This window comes from Pseudomonas sp. SCPG-7, from assembly GCF_002156405.1.
Classification (GTDB): domain Bacteria; phylum Pseudomonadota; class Gammaproteobacteria; order Pseudomonadales; family Pseudomonadaceae; genus Aquipseudomonas; species Aquipseudomonas parakoreensis.
Map to the genome: position 1 here is coordinate 156338 of NZ_MVOO01000003.1, position 17711 is coordinate 174048.

Genomic DNA, 17711 nt, shown 5'->3' on the forward strand with positions numbered 1-17711 from the left:
CATGTCGAAATTTTTTATCGACCGTCCGATTTTCGCCTGGGTAATCGCCCTGGTGATCATGTTGGTCGGGGCACTATCGATCCTCAAATTGCCGATCAACCAATACCCGAGCATTGCGCCTCCAGCAATCGCGATCTCCGTGACCTACCCGGGTGCTTCGGCACAAACGGTTCAGGACACCGTGGTCCAGGTGATCGAGCAACAGCTCAACGGTATCGACAACTTGCGTTATGTGTCTTCGGAAAGTAACTCCGACGGCAGCATGACCATCACCGCGACCTTCGAGCAAGGCACCAACTCCGACACCGCGCAGGTTCAGGTTCAGAACAAGCTGAACCTGGCGACCCCGCTGCTGCCGCAGGAAGTGCAGCAACAGGGTATCCGCGTGACCAAGGCAGTGAAGAACTTCCTGCTGGTGATCGGCGTGGTATCGCGTGACGGCAGCATGACCAAGGACGACCTGTCCAACTACATCGTGTCGAACATGCAGGACCCGATCTCGCGGACTGCCGGTGTCGGTGACTTCCAGGTCTTCGGTGCCCAGTACGCGATGCGCATCTGGCTCGATCCGGCCAAGTTGAACAAGTACAACCTGACCCCGGCTGATGTCAGCAGCGCGATCTCGGCGCAGAACGTTCAGGTGTCTTCTGGTCAGCTCGGCGGCTTGCCGGCGCTGCCTGGCCAGCAACTGAACGCCACGATCATCGGCAAGACCCGTCTGCAGACTGCCGAGCAGTTCAAGGCGATTCTGCTGAAGGTCAACCAGGACGGTTCGCAAGTGCACATCGGCGATGTCGCCGACGTCGGCCTGGGTGGTGAAAACTCGACCATCTCGGCGCAGTTCAACGGCAAGCCGTCGTCCGGTCTGGCGGTCAAACTGGCCAACGGCGCCAACGCCCTCGACACCGCCAAGGCGCTGCGCAAGACGATTGACGAACTCAAGCCGTTCTTCCCGCAAGGCATGGAAGTGGTGTTCCCGTACGACACCACGCCAGTGGTGACCGAATCGATCAAGGGTGTGGTTGAAACCCTGGTCGAGGCGATCGCGCTGGTGTTCCTGGTGATGTTCCTGTTCCTGCAGAACTTCCGCGCCACCGTCATCACCACGATGACCGTGCCGGTGGTATTGCTCGGCACGTTCGGCATCCTCGCGGCTGCCGGTTTCAGCATCAACACCCTGACCATGTTCGGTATGGTATTGGCCATCGGCTTGCTGGTGGACGACGCCATCGTCGTGGTGGAAAACGTCGAGCGGGTGATGGCCGAAGAAGGCCTGTCACCGAAGGAAGCGACCAAGAAGTCCATGGGGCAGATCCAGGGCGCTCTGGTCGGTATCGCCCTGGTGCTGTCGGCAGTATTGCTGCCGATGGCGTTCTTCAGCGGTTCCACCGGTGTGATCTACCGTCAGTTCTCGATCACCATCGTCTCGGCCATGGCCCTGTCGGTGCTGGTTGCGCTGATCTTCACCCCGGCGCTCTGCGCGACCATGCTCAAGGCCATCCCGAAAGGCGAGCACGGCACGCCGAAAAAAGGCTTCTTCGGCTGGTTCAACCGCAACTTCGACCGCAGCGTGCGCAGCTACGAGCGCGGCGTCGGCAACATCCTGCAGCGCAAGGCGCCGTATCTGTTGGCCTACCTGTTGATCGTGGTCGGCATGATCTGGCTGTTCACCCGCATTCCGACTGCGTTCCTGCCGGAAGAAGACCAGGGCGTACTGTTCGCCCAAGTGCAAACCCCGGCGGGTTCCAGTGCCGAACGAACCCAGGTCGTGATCGACGAAATGCGTTCGTATCTGCTGGAGAAAGAAGCGGGAGCGGTGTCCTCGGTGTTCACCGTGAACGGCTTCAACTTCGCCGGTCGTGGGCAGAGCTCGGGTCTGGCGTTCATCATGCTCAAGCCGTGGCACGAGCGTGATTCGAGCAACAGCGTGTTTGCCCTGGCCCAGCGCGCCCAGCAGCACTTCTTCAGCTTCCGCGACGCGATGGTGTTTGCCTTCGCCCCGCCAGCGGTACTGGAGCTGGGTAACGCCACCGGTTTCGACGTGTTCCTGCAGGACCGCGCCGGTATCGGTCACGAAAAACTGATGGAAGCGCGTAACCAGTTCCTCGGCATGGCTGCACAGAGCAAGGTGCTCTACCAGGTGCGTCCGAACGGTCTGAACGATGAGCCGCAATACCACCTGGAAATCGACGATGCGAAGGCCCGCGCCCTGGGCGTGAGCATTTCCGACATCAACAGCACCCTGTCGATCTCCTTCGGTAGTAGCTACGTCAACGACTTCATCGACCGCGGTCGGGTGAAAAAGGTGTACGTGCAAGGTCAGGCTGGCGCTCGCATGAGCCCGGAAGACCTGAAGAAGTGGTACGTGCGCAACAGCGCCGGGACCATGGTGCCGTTCTCCGCATTCGCCAAGGGCGAGTGGATCTACGGTTCGCCGAAACTGGCGCGCTACAACGGTGTGGAAGCGATGGAGATCCTCGGTTCTCCGGCGCCGGGTTACTCCACCGGCGAAGCGATGGCCGAAGTCGAAGCGATTGCCAAGAAGCTGCCGGCCGGTGTCGGTATCTCCTGGACCGGTCTGTCCTATGAGGAACGGCTGTCCGGCTCGCAGGCGCCAGCGCTGTATGCACTGTCGCTGCTGATGGTGTTCCTGTGTCTGGCGGCGCTGTACGAGAGCTGGTCGATTCCGATCGCCGTGATGCTCGTGGTACCGCTGGGGATCATCGGCGCGCTGATGGCCACCAGCCTGCGCGGGCTGTCCAACGACGTGTACTTCCAGGTGGGTCTGTTGACGACTATCGGTCTTGCGGCTAAAAACGCCATTCTGATCGTCGAGTTCGCCAAAGAGCTGCACGAGCAAGGACGCAGTCTGCGCGATGCGGCGATCGAAGCGTGCCGCATGCGTCTGCGACCGATCATCATGACCTCGCTGGCGTTCGTTCTCGGTGTAGTACCGTTGGCGATCTCCACGGGTGCAGGTTCGGGTAGCCAGCATGCGATCGGTACCGGCGTGATTGGCGGTATGCTCACGGCCACGATCCTGGCGATCTTCTGGGTCCCACTGTTCTTCGTCACGGTTTCGTCCATGGGCCAGCGCAAAATCGCCGATCCGGACGAGACGACTGAAACTCCTAAAGAGGCTGGCCAATGAGCAAGTCGCTACTCTCCATCGCAGTCGCCGCCTTCGTGCTGAGCGGTTGCTCGCTGATCCCCGATTATCAGCAGCCTGAGGCTCCTGTCGCAGGTCAGTACCCGCAAGGGCCGGCCTATTCGCCGGCCCAGGCGCCGGCGCAAGCCGCTGCCGAGCAGGGCTGGAAGCAGTTTTTCCATGATCCGGCCCTGCAGCAGCTGATCCAGGTGGCGCTGGAAAACAACCGCGACCTGCGTGTCGCGGCGCTGAACATCGACGCTTATGCGGCTCAATACCGCATCCAGCGAGCGGATCTGTTCCCGGCCGTATCGGCCAATGCCAGCGGCAGCCGTCAGCGGATTCCGGCGCGAGCGTCGCAGACCGGTGATTCGACGATCACCAGTTCCTACACCGCGACCGTCGGCATCAGCGCCTACGAACTCGACCTGTTCGGACGGGTACGCAGCCTGAGCGAACAAGCGCTGCAACAATACTTCGCCACCGAAGAAGCGCGCCGCAGCACCCAGATCAGTCTGGTGGCCAGTGTGGCCAACGCCTATATGACCTGGCAGGCGGACAAGGAACTGCTCAAGCTGACGCAGGACACCCTCGGTGCCTTCGAAGAAAGCTACAAGCTGACCAGCCGCAGCAACGAAGTCGGTGTGGCCTCGGCGCTGGACCTGGCGCAGTCGCGCACCTCGGTGGAAAACGCCCGGGCACAACTGGCCAAGTACACCCGTCAGGTGGCTCAGGACGAGAACAGCCTGACCCTGCTGCTCGGCACCGGCATCCCGGCCAATCTGCAAGCGGCCAAACCGCTGTCGGATGATCTGCTCAGCGACGTACCGGCCGGCCTGCCTTCGGACTTGCTGCAACGTCGTCCTGACATCCTTCAGGCCGAGTACAACCTGAAAGCGGCCAACGCCAACATCGGCGCCGCCCGTGCAGCGTTCTTCCCGAGCATCAGCCTGACCGCCAATGCGGGCAGCCTGAGCCCGGACCTGTCCGGTCTGTTCAAAGGTGGTTCGGGCACATGGCTGTTCCAGCCGCAGATCAACCTGCCAATCTTCAACGCCGGCAGCCTGCGTGCCAGCCTCGACTACGCCAAGATCCAGAAGGACATTGGCGTGGCGAACTACGAGAAGTCGATTCAGACCGCCTTCCAGGAAGTCGCCGACGGCCTGGCCGCCCGCCAGACCTACACCGAGCAGTTGCAAGCGCAGCGTGACTTCGTCGCGGCCAACCAGGATTACTACCGTCTGGCCGAGCGTCGTTACCGCATCGGTGTCGACAGCAACCTGACTTTCCTCGACGCCCAGCGTCAGTTGTTCAGCGCGCAACAGGCACTGATCACCGACCGCCTCGCGCAGCTGACCAGTGCGGTCAACCTGTACAAGGCCCTGGGGGGTGGCTGGAATGCGCAGACCGCGCAGAACGAACCGCTGAAAGAAGAAGCACCGAAGATGAAGTTGTTCTGATCATCAACAGGTGAAAACAGGAAGCCCACCGATTGGTGGGCTTTTTGTTGCCTCAGGAAAAGTTTAGGTGCCTGCACTGACCCCTTCGCTGGCGAGCCAGCTCCCACAGGTTTTCAGGGGTCCGCAAAATATGTGTTCACTGAAGATCCTTGTGGGAGCTGGCTTGCCAGCGATGAGGCCTTCACAGACACCCTGAAATCCAACTGAATCTTGCGTTCGATAATCGCCCAGAACCCGCTTTTACCAATTGAATCAAAACATCCGCCCCCCGCACCATTCGCTCCACAAAACCAATAACAACAGGTTCGATACCATGCTCCCGCGCCCTGTCCCGCCCGGCTGATCGCCGCCGCTCCATTCCTGATCTGCAATGTCGTGCTCGCCCCAAAGTGGCGGCAGCGAACCCGTTCGTCCCCCCAAAAAAATAACAAGAGACCCTGCGATGACTCATCCCACTGCGCCGTACGCACTCCCCGGCCTGATCGCCCTGGCCCTGACTGGCGTCGCCCTCCCCGCCGCAGCCGAAGAAGCCGGTTTTATCGAGGGCGCCAGCGCCAACCTGAACCTGCGCAACTTCTACATCAACCGCAACTTCACCAACCCGACCAAGGCGCAGGGCAAGGCCGAAGAATGGACGCAGAACTTCATCCTCGACGCCAAATCCGGTTTCACCCAGGGCACCGTCGGTTTCGGCATGGACGTGCTCGGTCTGTATTCGGTAAAACTCGATGGCGGTAAAGGCACCGGCGGCACGCAACTGCTGCCGCTGGATCACGACGGGCGTCCGGCGGACAACTTCGGCCGCACTAACGTCGCGTTCAAGGCCAAGCTGTCGCAGACCGAAATCAAGGTCGGCGAATGGATGCCAGTGCTGCCGATCCTGCGTTCGGACGACGGTCGTTCGCTGCCGCAAACCTTCCGTGGTGGCCAGATCACCTCGAAGGAGATCAACGGCCTGACCCTCTACGGCGGCCAGTTCCGCGCCAACAGCCCGCGCGACGACAGCAGCATGAGCGACATGTCGATGTTCGGCAAAGCGGCGTTTACCTCTGATCGTTTCAACTTCCAGGGCGGTGAATACCAGTTCAACGAAAAACGCACGCAGATCGGTCTGTGGAACGCCGAACTCAAAGACATCTACAGCCAGCAATACGTCAATCTGACTCACAGCCAGCCACTCGGTAACTGGACGCTGGGCGCCAACCTCGGCTTCTTCTACGGCAAGGATGACGGCAGCGCCCGCGCCGGCGAACTCGACAACAAGACCTGGTCGGGGATGTTCTCGGCCCGCTACGGCGGCAACACCTTCTATGTCGGCCTGCAAAAACTCACCGGCGACAGCGCCTGGATGCGCGTCAATGGCACCAGCGGCGGCACCCTGGCCAACGACAGTTACAACTCCAGCTACGACAACGCCCAGGAACGTTCCTGGCAGGTGCGCCACGACTACAACTTTGCCGCCCTGGGCATCCCCGGCCTGACCCTGATGAACCGCTACATCAGCGGCGACAACGTGCACACCGGAACCATCACCGATGGCAAGGAATGGGGCCGCGAATCGGAACTGGGCTACACCGTGCAGAGCGGTACCCTGCGCGACCTCAACGTGCGCTGGCGCAACTCGACCATGCGCCGCGACTTCAGCAACAACGAGTTCGACGAGAACCGCCTGATCATCAGCTATCCGATCAGCTTGCTCTGATCCGAGATTGGCCCCGGATTATCTGTAGGAGCTGCCGCAGGCTGCGATTTTTTGATCTTAAAATGCAGAATCAACAGATCGCAGCCTGCGGCAGCTCCTAAAGGAAAGGGATATCAGAGAGCCATCCGTCAGGATCTGTGGCACTTCACTAAGCCTCGGGTAGAGTAGGAAACACCTGAAGGGCTCAGGTGCCACACCCTCCCCGCTTCCGCTATCCAAAGTTGTTGGTCCTCAAGATTTGGCCAGATTGTCATCGGAAGACACTGCTGATCATCGGAGGACCACCTCATGATCACTCGTCTCAACGCAACACCCGACTGGGACGCCAAGGCCTACCAGCAGTTTTCTCGTCAACGCCAGCGCCCGGTCAACGAATTGCTCGACCGTGTCGATCTGCACGACCCCAAACGCATTTATGACCTGGGCTGCGGCACCGGCATTGCCACGCAGTTGCTGGCCGAGCGCTGGCCGCGAGCGCAGTTGCTGGGCGTCGACAGCTCACGGCAGATGCTGGATCAGGCCCGATGTCTGCCGATCAACGCCCAATGGCAAGAGTGCGACTTGCTCGACTGGCACCCCGAGCAACCCGCCGACCTGCTGCTCGCGGCGGCGGTGCTGCATTTCATTGGCGATCATCAACAACGGCTGCCGCGCCTGCTCGGTCATCTCAAGCCCGGTGGCTGTCTGGCAGCACACATGCCGGACTGGCGCGATGCCTTGTGGTATCGACTGATGCTCGACACCCTCGACGATGCCGGACCGGGACACACCCCCATCGGTACACCGCAATTGCGCCAGTGCATGGCCGCGCGGCCGTTGTTGGCATTGGAGGATTACTACCGCTTGCTGGCGCCGCTGACCACGTCGCTGGACATCTGGGAAACCGAGCAACTGCAAGTGGTGGACGGCAAGTCGCCGGTGTACGACTGGGTAAAGGTCTCGGCGTTGCGGCCGGTGATGCAGGCGCTGACGTCACAGGAGCAGGCGCGGTTTATCTATCACTTCCTGATGCGCGTGCATGAGTATTATCCGCCGGAGAAAAACGGGCAGACGCTGTTTCCGTTCAAGCGGATTTTCATTGTGGCCAGGGTTTGAAGATCAACAGATCGCAGCCTGCGGCAGCTCCTACTTTGGAATGCACTCCCCTGTAGGAGCTGCCGGAGGCTGCGATCTTTTGATTCTGATGCTTACTCCCGAGACTCAATCCCAAGCTCATCCCACACCGACTCCGCCAGGTGAAACGTCGCATTGGCCGCCGGAATCCCGCAATAAATCGCGCTCTGCATAATCACTTCCTTGATCTCGCCCCGACTTACGCCATTGTTCGCCGCTGCGCGCAAATGCAGTTTCAGTTCGCCTTCGCGGTTCATCCCGATCAGCATGGCGATGGTGATCAGGCTGCGGGTATGCCGCGGCAGGCCCGGGCGGGTCCAGATGTCGCCCCAGGCGTGACGGGTGATCATCTCCTGAAATTCCGAGTTGAACTCGGTCAGCGTGGTCAGGCTGCGATCGACATGCGCATCGCCCAGCACCGCACGGCGTACTTGCATGCCATCGTCATAACGTTGTTTCTCGTCCACAAAAACTTCCTCACTGAGCGTTCAGAAACGCCAACACACGATCACTGAATGCGGCACCCGCCTGCACGTTGGACAGGTGCGCGGCATGGAACTCGGCGTACTCGGCGCCGCGCACATGCTCCTGAATGAAATGCCCACCGGACGGTGGCGTCACCGCATCTTCGGTGCCGGCAATCACCAGCAGCGGCAGGTTGATCGACGCCAGTTGCTCGCGGAAATCGGCGTCGCGCACCGCCGCGCAATTGGCCGCATAACCTTCAGGCGAAGTGGCCGCTAGCATGTCGGTGATCTTCTTCGCTGCAGCCGGATTGGCCGCGGAAAAGTCCGGGGTGAACCAACGGGCAATCGACGCATCACGCAGGGCGACCATCGCCGCCGGGCCATCACGCAGCACGGTGTCAATGCGTGGATTCCACACCGACGGATCGCCAATCTTCGCCGCGGTGTTGCACACGATCAGTTTGTGCAGACGGTGGCCGGCATTGATCCCCAGCCACTGGCCGATCAAGCCGCCCATCGACAGTCCGCAGAAATGTGAGCGCTCGATGTGCAGCGCATCCAGCAGACCCAGCACATCGTGGCCCAATTGCTCGATGCTGTACGGCCCCGGCGTCACCAGGGATTGACCGTGACCACGGGTGTCGAAACGCAGCACCCTGAAGTGCTCGGTGAACGCCGGCATCTGCGCGTCCCACATGTGCAGGTTGGTGCCCAGCGAATTGGACAGCACCAGCACCGGCGCATCGACCGGGCCTTCCATGACGTAATGCAGTTCGCCATCGGCGAGTTGAACGAAAGCCACAGCCCTCTCCTTTCAGACAGACAATGCGTTGTGTTCGGCCACCGCGCGCTCGACCCAGGTTTGCGCCTGGCCGAGGTAATGCGCGGGGTCGAGCAGATGATCCAGCTCGGTGCTGCTCAGTTCGGCGGTCACTTGCGGCTCGTCACCAAGTACCGCACGCAGGTGGCGCTGTTCGGCCACCGCGCGTTTGCAGCATTGTTCGAGCAAATGGTGCGCGGTGTCGCGGCCGACACGCTGGGCGAGGACGATGCTCACCGCTTCGGCCAGCACCAGCCCTTGGGTCAATTGGAGATTGCGCGCCATGCGCTCGGCATCGACCTCCAGACCATCGGCCAGCAAGCGCGCCTGTTGCAGCGCACCGGACACCAGGCAGCAGATCTCCGGCAGGGTTTCCCATTCGGCATGCCACAGACCGAGGCTGCGTTCGTGCTCCTGGGGCATGGCGCTGAACAACGTCGAGACCAGCCCCGGCACCCGCGTCGCCGCGCCGATCAACACCGCCGCACCCACCGGATTGCGCTTGTGCGGCATGGTCGACGAACCGCCCTTGCCCGGCGCCGACGGCTCGAACACCTCCGCCGCTTCGGTCTGCATCAACAGACTGACGTCGCGCCCGAGTTTGCCGAGGCTGCCGGCGATCAAACCAAGCACCGCGCCGAACTCGACGATGCGATCCCGCTGAGTGTGCCACGGTTGCTCAGGCAAGCTCAGTTGCAGCTCTTCTGCCAGCGCCTGGGCGATCGGCAGCGCTTGCTCGCCGAGCGCCGCGAGGGTGCCGGAAGCGCCGCCGAATTGCAGCACTAGCAGGCGCGGTTTGAGTTCGCGCAGACGCTGACGGCTGCGGGTCACCGCACCGAGCCATCCGGCGATTTTCATCCCGAGGGTGACCGGCGTGGCATGTTGCAGCCAGGTGCGCCCGGCCAATGGCGTCGCCGAATGCCGTTGGGCCTGGGTGGCGAGCGAATCGGCCAGCGCTGCCAGGTCGCTTTCAATCAGTGCCAGCGCCTGCCGCAATTGCAGGACCAGCCCGGAATCCATCACGTCCTGACTGGTAGCGCCCAGATGCACATAGCGCTCGGCCTCGGCACTGCGCGCGGCGATCTGCTTGCCCAATGCCTTGACCAGTGGAATCGCCGAGTTACCGGCCGTGGCAATCGCCTCGCCCAGCGCCGCGAAGTCATACAGACCGGCGTCGCAGGCGGCGGCAATCGGCGCGACAGCGGACGCCGGAATCACCCCGACCCGCGCCTCGGCCCGGGCCAGCGCCGCTTCGAAATCGAGCATGGCCTGCACCCGGCCCTGATCGCAGAACACCTCGCGCATATCGCGGGCCGTGAAGTAGGCATCGAACAATTGATTGCCCGGTCGCTGAGTCATAAACAGTCCTTGCCGGCGCGGGCCAATGCGGCCCGCGCACATCGGTTTACAGATCGTGGTGCAAGTACGCCGCCTGTTTCGGCAGGCGCAGGCTGAACAGGAACGCCACCGCCATCATCACCGTGACGTACCAGTAGAAGGCGTTTTCCATGCCCCCGGCTTTCAGGCTCAGGGCCACGTATTCCGCCGAACCGCCGAAGATCGCATTCGCCACCGCGTAGGCCAGACCGACGCCGAGGGCGCGGACTTCCGGCGGGAACATTTCGGCTTTCACCAGGCCGCTGATCGAGGTGTAGAAACTGACGATCGCCAGCGCCACGGTGATCAGCACGAAGGCCAGAATCGGGCTGCTGATGCTTTTCAGGCTCAGCAGGATCGGCACGGTGAACAACGTACCGAGCGCGCCGAACCAGAGCATCGAATTACGTCGACCGATCTTGTCGGCGAGCATGCCGAACAGCGGCTGCATGCACATGTACAGGAACAGCGCGCCGGTCATGATGTAGCTGGCGGTCTTGGCGTGCATGCCGGCGGTGTTCACCAGGTACTTCTGCATGTACGTGGTGAAGGTGTAGAAAATCAGCGAGCCACCGGCGGTGTAACCGAGCACGGTGATGAACGCGGCCTTGTGATCACGGAACAGCGCGCGGATGCTGCCGGCGTCCTTGTTCTCGCGCATTTCCTTGCTGGTGGTTTCTTTCAGCGAACGACGCAGGAACAGTGAAATCACCGCCGCCACCGCACCGACCACAAACGGAATCCGCCAGCCGTAAGCACGCAGTTCATCTTCACTGAGGAACTGTTGCAGGATCACCACCAGCGACACCGCCAGCAGTTGCCCACCAATCAGCGTCACGTACTGGAACGAGGCGAAAAAGCCGCGCTGGCCCTTGAGCGCGACTTCACTCATGTAGGTGGCGGTGGTGCCGTACTCGCCGCCCACCGACAGACCTTGCAGCAGACGCGCGAACAGCAACAGCAGCGGTGCCCAGACGCCGATGCTGGCGTAAGTCGGCAGGCAGGCGATGAGCAATGAGCCGAAGCACATCATCAGCACCGAAATCATCATTGAGGTCTTGCGGCCCTTCTTGTCCGCCAGCCGCCCGAAGATCCAGCCGCCAATCGGGCGCATCAGAAACCCGGCAGCGAACACCCCGGCCGTGTTGACCAGTTGCACCGTGGGGTTGTCGGAGGGGAAAAACGCCGGAGCGAAATAGATCGCGCAGAAGGCGTAGACGTAGAAGTCGAACCATTCGACCAGGTTGCCGGACGAGGCACCGACAATGGCGAAGATGCGCTTGCTGCGCTCTTCGCCGGTGTAATGAGCGGTGGTAGTTGTCATTGTTTTTTACTCTGAAGGGACAGGTGAGAGTCTAGACACACTTCGCAACAGTCCCGTTCCACAGATACATTAGCAGGGCGTTACACAATCCTGTGGCGAGGGAGCTTGCTCCCGCTCGACTGCGAAGCAGTCGTAAACCAGATAACGCAGATAACCTGATTCACTGCGTACCTCGGCTTTGGGCTTGCTGCGCAAGCCAGCGGGAGCAAGCTCCCTCGCCACAGACGATCGCCAGCCATGAGGCTGCGATCTTTTGATCTTAATAATCGAAGAACACCGTCTCCGCCTCAGTGCCCTGCAAAATCACATTCCACTGATAAACCCCCGCCGCATCCGGCTTCGCCAGCAACGTCCCGCGGCGCTCCGCCGGCACACATTCCAGCAGCGGATCATTCACGTTCGCCGGGTCGCCTTCGAAGTAGATGCGTGTCAGCAAGTGCTTGACCAGACCACGGGCAAACACCAGCACCACCAGATGCGGGGCCTGGGTCGAGCCCTTCAGGCCTTCGACCGTGCCCGGTTTGATCGTGGTGAAACGGAAGCGCCCTTCGGCGTCCACCGGCACCCGGCCAAAACCTTCGAAATGCGGGTCCAGCGGTTTGTCCTGCTCGTCTTCCGGGTGCGCGTACTTGCCAGCGGCGTTGGCCTGCCAGACTTCGAGCATCGCGTCGTTGACCACATCGCCGTTGCCGTCAACGACTTGGCCGGTGATCGCCACGCGCTCGCCGAGGGTTTGTTCGACCGCGAGGTTTTCGCGGTTCAGCCAGGTCAGGCCGATGTGGTAGTACGGCCCGACGGTGTGGGACGTGGTGGCAGTCAGCGTCATCTTATTTCTCCATCGGCGTGGCGTCGCGGCCGCGCAAGACGATGTCCCAGCGATAGCCGAGGGCGTAGGACGGAATGGTTTTTTCCAGATCGAAAGCGGCGATCAGACGTTCCTTGGCCGAAGTGTCCGGCACGCAGTTGTAGATCGGGTCGTAGGCCAGCAGCGGGTCGCCGGGGAAATACATCTGCGTCACCAGGCGGGTGAGAATGCTCGGCCCGAACAGCGAGAAATGGATGTGCGCCGGGCGCCACGCGTTGTGGTGGTTGCCCCACGGATAGGCACCGGGCTTGATGGTCTGGAACTGATACCAGCCGTCGGCATCGGTCACGGTGCGGCCAGTGCCGGTGAAGTTCGGGTCCAGCGGCGCGTCGTGCAGGTCGCGCTTGTGGTTGTAGCGACCGGCGGCGTTGGCCTGCCAGATCTCCACCAGAATCCCCGGCACCGGCAAACCGTTTTCGTCGAGCACACGGCCGTGAATGATGATGCGCTCGCCCAACGGCTCGCCGTCGTGCTGGGCGGTCAGGTCGTTGTCCTTGTCGGCGACACGTTCGGCACCGATAGTCGGGCCGGTGATCTCCGACAACGAATGCGGCAGAAACACCAACGGCTTGGACGGCGAGCGCAGGTTGGTGGATTGATACGTCGGGTGCAGGTACTCAGGCTGGGTGCCTTCCTGCGGACGACGGTAGCCAGGCTTGTCAGTCATTTCGCTTTCCTCTGTTCTTATCAGTCGACGCGCTGCGTCAGACGCGTTCGATGGCCAGGGCCAGACCCTGCCCGACGCCGACGCACATGGTCGCCAGACCTTTCTGGCCGCCGGTCTTTTCCAGCTGATGCAGCGCCGTCAGCACTAGGCGCGCGCCGCTCATGCCCAACGGATGGCCCAAGGCAATCGCGCCACCGTTCGGGTTGACCTGCGGCGCATCATCCGCCAGACCCAATTCACGCAGCACCGCCAGGCCTTGGCTGGCGAAGGCTTCGTTGAGTTCGATCACATCGAAATCGCTGACCGCCACGCCGAGGCGCTCGATCAGTTTGCGCACCGCCGGCACCGGGCCGATGCCCATCACCCTAGGTGCAACACCGGCGCTGGCCATACCCAGCACTTTGGCCCGTGCTGTCAGGCCGTGTTTTTTCACCGCTTCGGCAGACGCGAGAATCAGCGCAGCAGCACCGTCGTTGACGCCGGACGCGTTGCCAGCGGTAACCGTCTTGTCCGGGCCGTTGACCGGCTTCAATTTGGCCAACGCTTCAAGCGTGGTGTCGGCGCGCGGATGTTCGTCCTGGCTGACCACGGTTTCGCCCTTCTTGTGGGCGATCCGCACTTCGACGATTTCTTCGGCAAAGTAGCCCGCCGCTTGTGCAGCAGCCGTGCGTTGCTGACTGCGCAGGGCGAACGCGTCCTGGTCGGCGCGCGACACCTTATAGTCGTCGGCGACGTTGTCGGCGGTCTGCGGCATCGCATCGACGCCGTACTGGGCCTTCATCAGCGGGTTGATGAAACGCCAGCCGATGGTGGTGTCTTCCAGTTTCATGTTGCGCGAGAACGCTGCGTCCGCCTTGCCCATCACGAACGGCGCGCGGGACATCGACTCGACGCCACCGGCAATCGCCAGCTCCATCTCGCCGCTGGCAATCGCACGGAACGCGGTGCCGATCGCGTCCATGCCCGAAGCACACAGACGGTTGAGGGTCACCCCCGGCACGCTCTCCGGCAAGCCCGCCAGCAGCAGCGCCATGCGCGCCACGTTGCGGTTGTCTTCGCCAGCCTGGTTGGCGCAGCCGAGGAACACTTCATCGATTGCATTCCAGTCCACCGAAGGATTGCGTTCCATCAGTGCCTTGATCGGCACAGCGGCCAGATCGTCGGCACGGACGGCGGCCAGTCCACCGCCGAAACGGCCGATGGGCGTACGGATTGCATCGCAGATATACACGTCACGCATCATGCTTCTCCCGGTGCCTGGCCGTGGGCGGCGGCGGTGCGCGCTTCGAGATCGCGCAGCGCGGTCAGTTCGGTCTCGGTCGGCGCAGCCGTGGTTTCCACGTTGTCGGCAAAACGAATGGCCCAACCGGTGGCGGCGACCACTTGTTCACGGGTCACGCCCGGATGCAGAGCGGTGACCACGAATTCGTGGGTGCCCTGCTCCGGTTCCATGATGCACAGGTCGGTGATGATCCCGACCGGACCGGCACCCGGCAGGCCCAGACGCTTGCGCGAATCGCCGCCCTCGCCATGCCCGACCGAGGTAATGAAGTCGAGCTTGTCGACGAACGAACGCGCCGACTGCTTGAGGATGATCAACACGCTCTTCGCCGAACCGGCGATTTCCGGCGCGCCACCGGCACCCGGCAGGCGTACTTTCGGTGCGTGATAGTCGCCGACCACGGTGGTGTTGATGTTGCCGAAACGGTCGACCTGCGCGGCGCCGAGAAAACCGACGTCGATGCGCCCGCCCTGCAGCCAGTAGCGAAAAATCTCACCGGTCGGCACGACGGTGTCGGCGGTTTCCGCCAGTTCACCATCACCGATCGACAGCGGCAGCACGCTTGGCTTGGCGCCAATCGGGCCCGATTCATAGATCAGCACCACGTCCGGCGACGACGTCAGGCGCGCGAGGTTGGCGGCTTTCGACGGCAGGCCGATGCCGACGAAGCACACCGAGCCGTTCTTCAGGCGACGGGCCGCAGCGACGGTCATCATTTCATTGGTGGTGTAAGTCATTACTTGGCCTCCGAAGCAGCGGCCAACTTGGCCTGGAACGCGCTGAAGTCAGCGCAGCCATGGATGTATTCGTTGATCCACGCGGTAAACGTCTCACGGTCACGGGCGATCGGATCCCACGCCTGATAGAAACGATTGTCACGCTCGGTGTAACCGTGGGCGTAGGACGGATGCGCGCCGCCGGGTACATGGCAGACCGCGCTCAAGGCCCAGGTCGGCAGCACGCAAGCGTTCATCGGCGCGTTGAGGTTGTCGACGATTTCTTCGACCGTGACGATGCAGCGCTTGGCTGCCAGCGCGGCTTCTTTCTGCACCCCGAGAATGCCCCACAACAGCACGTTGCCTTGTCGGTCGGCTTTCTGCGCGTGGATCACGGTCACGTCCGGACGCACCGACGGCACCGCGGCCAGCACTTCACCGGTGAACGGGCAGGTCACGGATTTGATCAGCGGATTGACCTTCGGCAGGTCGGAACCGGCGTAGGCCCGCAGCACGGCGAACGGCAGGCCGGAAGCGCCGGCGACGTAGGCGTTGGCCAGGTCGGCGTGGCTGTGCTCTTCGATTTCCAGGGCATGCGGCCATTGCTTCTCGACCGCATCGCGCAGGCGGTGCAGCGAACCCACACCGGGGTTGCCGCCCCAGGAAAAGATCAGCTTGCGTGCACAACCGGCACCGATCAGTTGGTCGTAGATCAGGTCAGGCGTCATCCGCACCAGGGTCAGATCTTTCTTGCCCTGACGAATGATTTCATGACCCGCCGCCGTAGGGATCAGGTGAGTGAAGCCTTCGAGCGCGACGGTGTCGCCGTCGTTGACGAATTGCTTCACCGCGTCGTGCAGCGAAAGGATCTCAGCCATGGAGCGGGCTCCCGTTTTTTGTAGTGAATCGCCAGTGAGAAAAAGGCGCGAGGTTCAGCGCCGGAGTCACTGCAGATTAAGCCGCTGAAAATCGCCAAACAATCCGATAATCGACTGAGTGTTCGTTTATCGAACGGATTGTTATCACCCTATCGTTCCGTGTTGACCGCCAAAAGATCGCAGCCTGCGGCAGCTCCTACAGGGTTACGCGTTCACATGCAGGAGCTGCCGAAGGCTGCGATCTTTTCGCTTTACATCGAAATATCAGGTCGCATCCGCATGACTGACCACACCTTTAATCACCACCGCCGTGGTCGCCAACGCCGCCGGAATCACCAGCGCCGTTAGCACCTGTTCGAAGTTCCAGCCCAACCCCAGCAACGTCGCGCCCATCCACGCCCCGAGAATCGCGCCGAACCGGCCAATCCCGAGCATCCACGACACCCCGGTCGCCCGCCCTTGCGTCGGATAAAACCGCGCCGCCAGCGAAGGCATCGCCGATTGCGCACCGTTGACGCACATCCCTGCCACCAGCACCAGGGTCGCCAGCAATGTGATATTGCCCAGGCTCTGCCCCACCGCGTAAGCAAACACCCCGGCCAGCAGGTAGAACGTGCCGATGACCTTGTGCGGATTGAAGCGATCCATCGCCCAGCCGACAGCGACCGCGCTCAACACCCCGCCGAACTGGAACAACGCGCCGATAAACGCCGCCTGCTCCATGCTCGCGCCGCTGTCACGCATCAGGGTCGGCAGCCAACTGGTCAGTAGATAGACGATGACCAGGCCCATGAAGTAGGTCAGCCACAGCAACAAAGTGCCGACACTGTAAGTGCCGGAGAAAATCACCGCGAAGACGTTGCGCGCCTTGACGGTTTTCTGCTCCGGAACGCTGAAACTCGAGGCTTGCGCCACGGCGACCGGATCGATTGGCGACAGGGTCTTGCGCACTTTGTCGGTGCCGCGATTGCGCACCACCAGATAACGCGCCGACTCCGGCAGCCAGAACAGCAGCACCACCGCGAGGATCAGCGGCAGGATCCCGCCGATCAGCAGCAGGCTGTGCCAGCCGAACGCCGGGATCAGCTTCGCCGAAATGAATCCGCCACCGGCCATGCCGAGGTTGAAGCCGCAGAACATGCTGGTCACCAGCAATGACTTTTTGCGCTCCGGGGTGTATTCCGAGAGCAGCGTGGTGGCGTTGGGCATGCCGGCGCCCAGGCCGAGACCGGTCAGAAAACGTAGCACCAGCAATTGCTCGACGTTGGTGCTGTAGGCCGAGGCCAGGCTGAAAGCGCCGAACAGCAGCACCGCGCCGACCAGTACCACTTTGCGCCCGAAACGGTCCGCCAGAGGGCCCGAACCCAGAGCGCCAAAGACCATGCCGATCAACGCGGCACTCATCACCGGGCCGAGGCTGGCGCGGTCGATGCCCCAATCCTGAGACAGCGCAGGGGCAATAAAGCCCATCGCCGCTGTGTCGAGGCCATCGAGAAACACAATCAGGAAACACAGGATCACCACCCGCCACTGATAGCGCGAGATCGGTTGGGCATTGATGAAGGTCTGCACGTCGAGGCAGTTACCTACAGCGGACTGAGGCTGGTTCATTATTTTTATTCCACGCAAAAAACGCAGTCGAACGGCGGCCGGCCAGAGAGCGGCACGGTCACAAGAATAGAAGGTCGGGATCAGGCGTTGCGGTGAATCCGGCAACAGGGAACGGAGCTGAGACAGTCGGGGAGCATGCGCATGGTGAGTTGCCTCTTGTCATTATTATGGGAGTCGACAATCCGGCAGGCTCATTCATATCGGCGCCGGATGACGCTGCCGCGACATTAATGATCCGAGGGTTTTAGCGTCAATTCGATAAACGCAACACTGTGCGTTTA

14 protein-coding genes are annotated in these 17711 nt (G+C 61.9%); 4 read left to right on the forward strand and 10 right to left on the reverse strand.

The features are described from left to right. Nucleotide 1: 1 nt before the first annotated feature. The 4 genes from emhB to B1722_RS07635 all read left to right on the forward strand — a co-directional run bounded on the left by emhB (nucleotide 2) and on the right by B1722_RS07635 (nucleotide 7405). Complete coding sequence (emhB, locus tag B1722_RS07620) at nucleotides 2-3151, forward strand: efflux RND transporter permease subunit EmhB (RefSeq protein WP_086792071.1); 3150 nt, start codon at nucleotides 2-4, stop codon at nucleotides 3149-3151. Further along, on the forward strand, nucleotides 3148-4608 hold the full coding sequence (gene emhC, locus B1722_RS07625) for an efflux RND transporter outer membrane subunit EmhC (protein WP_041070497.1): 1461 nt from the start codon (nucleotides 3148-3150) through the stop codon (nucleotides 4606-4608). Before emhB ends, emhC begins: the two co-directional genes overlap by 4 nt. A gap of 442 nt (nucleotides 4609-5050) precedes the next feature. Then, on the forward strand, nucleotides 5051-6310 hold the full coding sequence (locus tag B1722_RS07630) for an OprD family porin (RefSeq protein WP_041070499.1): 1260 nt from the start codon (nucleotides 5051-5053) through the stop codon (nucleotides 6308-6310). A gap of 288 nt (nucleotides 6311-6598) precedes the next feature. Continuing rightward, the gene (locus tag B1722_RS07635) at nucleotides 6599-7405 is read left to right on the forward strand and encodes a methyltransferase domain-containing protein (protein WP_086792073.1); all 807 of its coding nucleotides are present in this window, start codon (nucleotides 6599-6601) and stop codon (nucleotides 7403-7405) included. 92 nt (nucleotides 7406-7497) lie between these two features. Here B1722_RS07635 and pcaC read toward each other — a convergent pair whose 3' ends face one another. From pcaC to B1722_RS07685, 10 genes are all read right to left on the reverse strand, one after another. Then, nucleotides 7498-7890: a 4-carboxymuconolactone decarboxylase gene (pcaC, locus tag B1722_RS07640; RefSeq protein ID WP_041070503.1), complete on the reverse strand. Its 393-nt coding sequence runs from the start codon at nucleotides 7888-7890 to the stop codon at nucleotides 7498-7500. 10 nt (nucleotides 7891-7900) lie between these two features. Continuing rightward, nucleotides 7901-8692 (reverse strand): 3-oxoadipate enol-lactonase, encoded by a 792-nt coding sequence (pcaD, locus tag B1722_RS07645; protein WP_086792074.1) that lies wholly within the window; start codon nucleotides 8690-8692, stop codon nucleotides 7901-7903. A gap of 12 nt (nucleotides 8693-8704) precedes the next feature. Then, complete coding sequence (locus B1722_RS07650) at nucleotides 8705-10069, reverse strand: 3-carboxy-cis,cis-muconate cycloisomerase (RefSeq protein WP_086792076.1); 1365 nt, start codon at nucleotides 10067-10069, stop codon at nucleotides 8705-8707. 46 nt (nucleotides 10070-10115) lie between these two features. Next, the gene (locus B1722_RS07655; protein WP_041070509.1) at nucleotides 10116-11411 is read right to left on the reverse strand and encodes an MFS family transporter; all 1296 of its coding nucleotides are present in this window, start codon (nucleotides 11409-11411) and stop codon (nucleotides 10116-10118) included. 259 nt (nucleotides 11412-11670) lie between these two features. Then, nucleotides 11671-12237: a protocatechuate 3,4-dioxygenase subunit alpha gene (gene pcaG, locus B1722_RS07660; RefSeq protein WP_003222412.1), complete on the reverse strand. Its 567-nt coding sequence runs from the start codon at nucleotides 12235-12237 to the stop codon at nucleotides 11671-11673. 1 nt (nucleotide 12238) lies between these two features. Next, complete coding sequence (gene pcaH / locus B1722_RS07665; RefSeq protein ID WP_041070512.1) at nucleotides 12239-12943, reverse strand: protocatechuate 3,4-dioxygenase subunit beta; 705 nt, start codon at nucleotides 12941-12943, stop codon at nucleotides 12239-12241. A 37-nt stretch (nucleotides 12944-12980) separates the two neighbouring features. Then, nucleotides 12981-14186: a 3-oxoadipyl-CoA thiolase gene (gene pcaF / locus B1722_RS07670; RefSeq protein WP_174376848.1), complete on the reverse strand. Its 1206-nt coding sequence runs from the start codon at nucleotides 14184-14186 to the stop codon at nucleotides 12981-12983. Beyond that, nucleotides 14183-14962, reverse strand: coding sequence for a CoA-transferase subunit beta (locus B1722_RS07675; RefSeq protein ID WP_041070516.1), 780 nt, complete (start codon nucleotides 14960-14962; stop codon nucleotides 14183-14185). The genes pcaF and B1722_RS07675 overlap by 4 nt, the downstream gene beginning before the upstream one ends. Further along, a complete protein-coding gene (locus tag B1722_RS07680; protein ID WP_041070518.1) occupies nucleotides 14962-15819 on the reverse strand; it encodes a CoA transferase subunit A in 858 nt (285 codons plus the stop codon). Before B1722_RS07680 ends, B1722_RS07675 begins: the two co-directional genes overlap by 1 nt. A 264-nt stretch (nucleotides 15820-16083) precedes the next feature. Continuing rightward, nucleotides 16084-17430, reverse strand: coding sequence for an MFS transporter (locus B1722_RS07685; protein ID WP_086792080.1), 1347 nt, complete (start codon nucleotides 17428-17430; stop codon nucleotides 16084-16086). Between the last annotated feature and the right edge of the window lie 281 nt (nucleotides 17431-17711).

Coding starts and splice junctions, on each gene's coding strand:
- emhB (WP_086792071.1), top strand. CDS start 2: ATGTCGAAATTTTTTATCGACCGTCCGATTTTCGCCTGGGTAATCGCC.
- emhC (WP_041070497.1), top strand. CDS start 3,148: ATGAGCAAGTCGCTACTCTCCATCGCAGTCGCCGCCTTCGTGCTGAGC.
- B1722_RS07630 (WP_041070499.1), top strand. CDS start 5,051: ATGACTCATCCCACTGCGCCGTACGCACTCCCCGGCCTGATCGCCCTG.
- B1722_RS07635 (WP_086792073.1), top strand. CDS start 6,599: ATGATCACTCGTCTCAACGCAACACCCGACTGGGACGCCAAGGCCTAC.
- B1722_RS07650 (WP_086792076.1), bottom strand. CDS start 10,069: ATGACTCAGCGACCGGGCAATCAATTGTTCGATGCCTACTTCACGGCC.
- B1722_RS07655 (WP_041070509.1), bottom strand. CDS start 11,411: ATGACAACTACCACCGCTCATTACACCGGCGAAGAGCGCAGCAAGCGC.
- pcaG (WP_003222412.1), bottom strand. CDS start 12,237: ATGACGCTGACTGCCACCACGTCCCACACCGTCGGGCCGTACTACCAC.
- pcaH (WP_041070512.1), bottom strand. CDS start 12,943: ATGACTGACAAGCCTGGCTACCGTCGTCCGCAGGAAGGCACCCAGCCT.
- pcaF (WP_174376848.1), bottom strand. CDS start 14,186: ATGATGCGTGACGTGTATATCTGCGATGCAATCCGTACGCCCATCGGC.
- B1722_RS07675 (WP_041070516.1), bottom strand. CDS start 14,962: ATGACTTACACCACCAATGAAATGATGACCGTCGCTGCGGCCCGTCGC.
- B1722_RS07680 (WP_041070518.1), bottom strand. CDS start 15,819: ATGGCTGAGATCCTTTCGCTGCACGACGCGGTGAAGCAATTCGTCAAC.
- B1722_RS07685 (WP_086792080.1), bottom strand. CDS start 17,430: ATGAACCAGCCTCAGTCCGCTGTAGGTAACTGCCTCGACGTGCAGACC.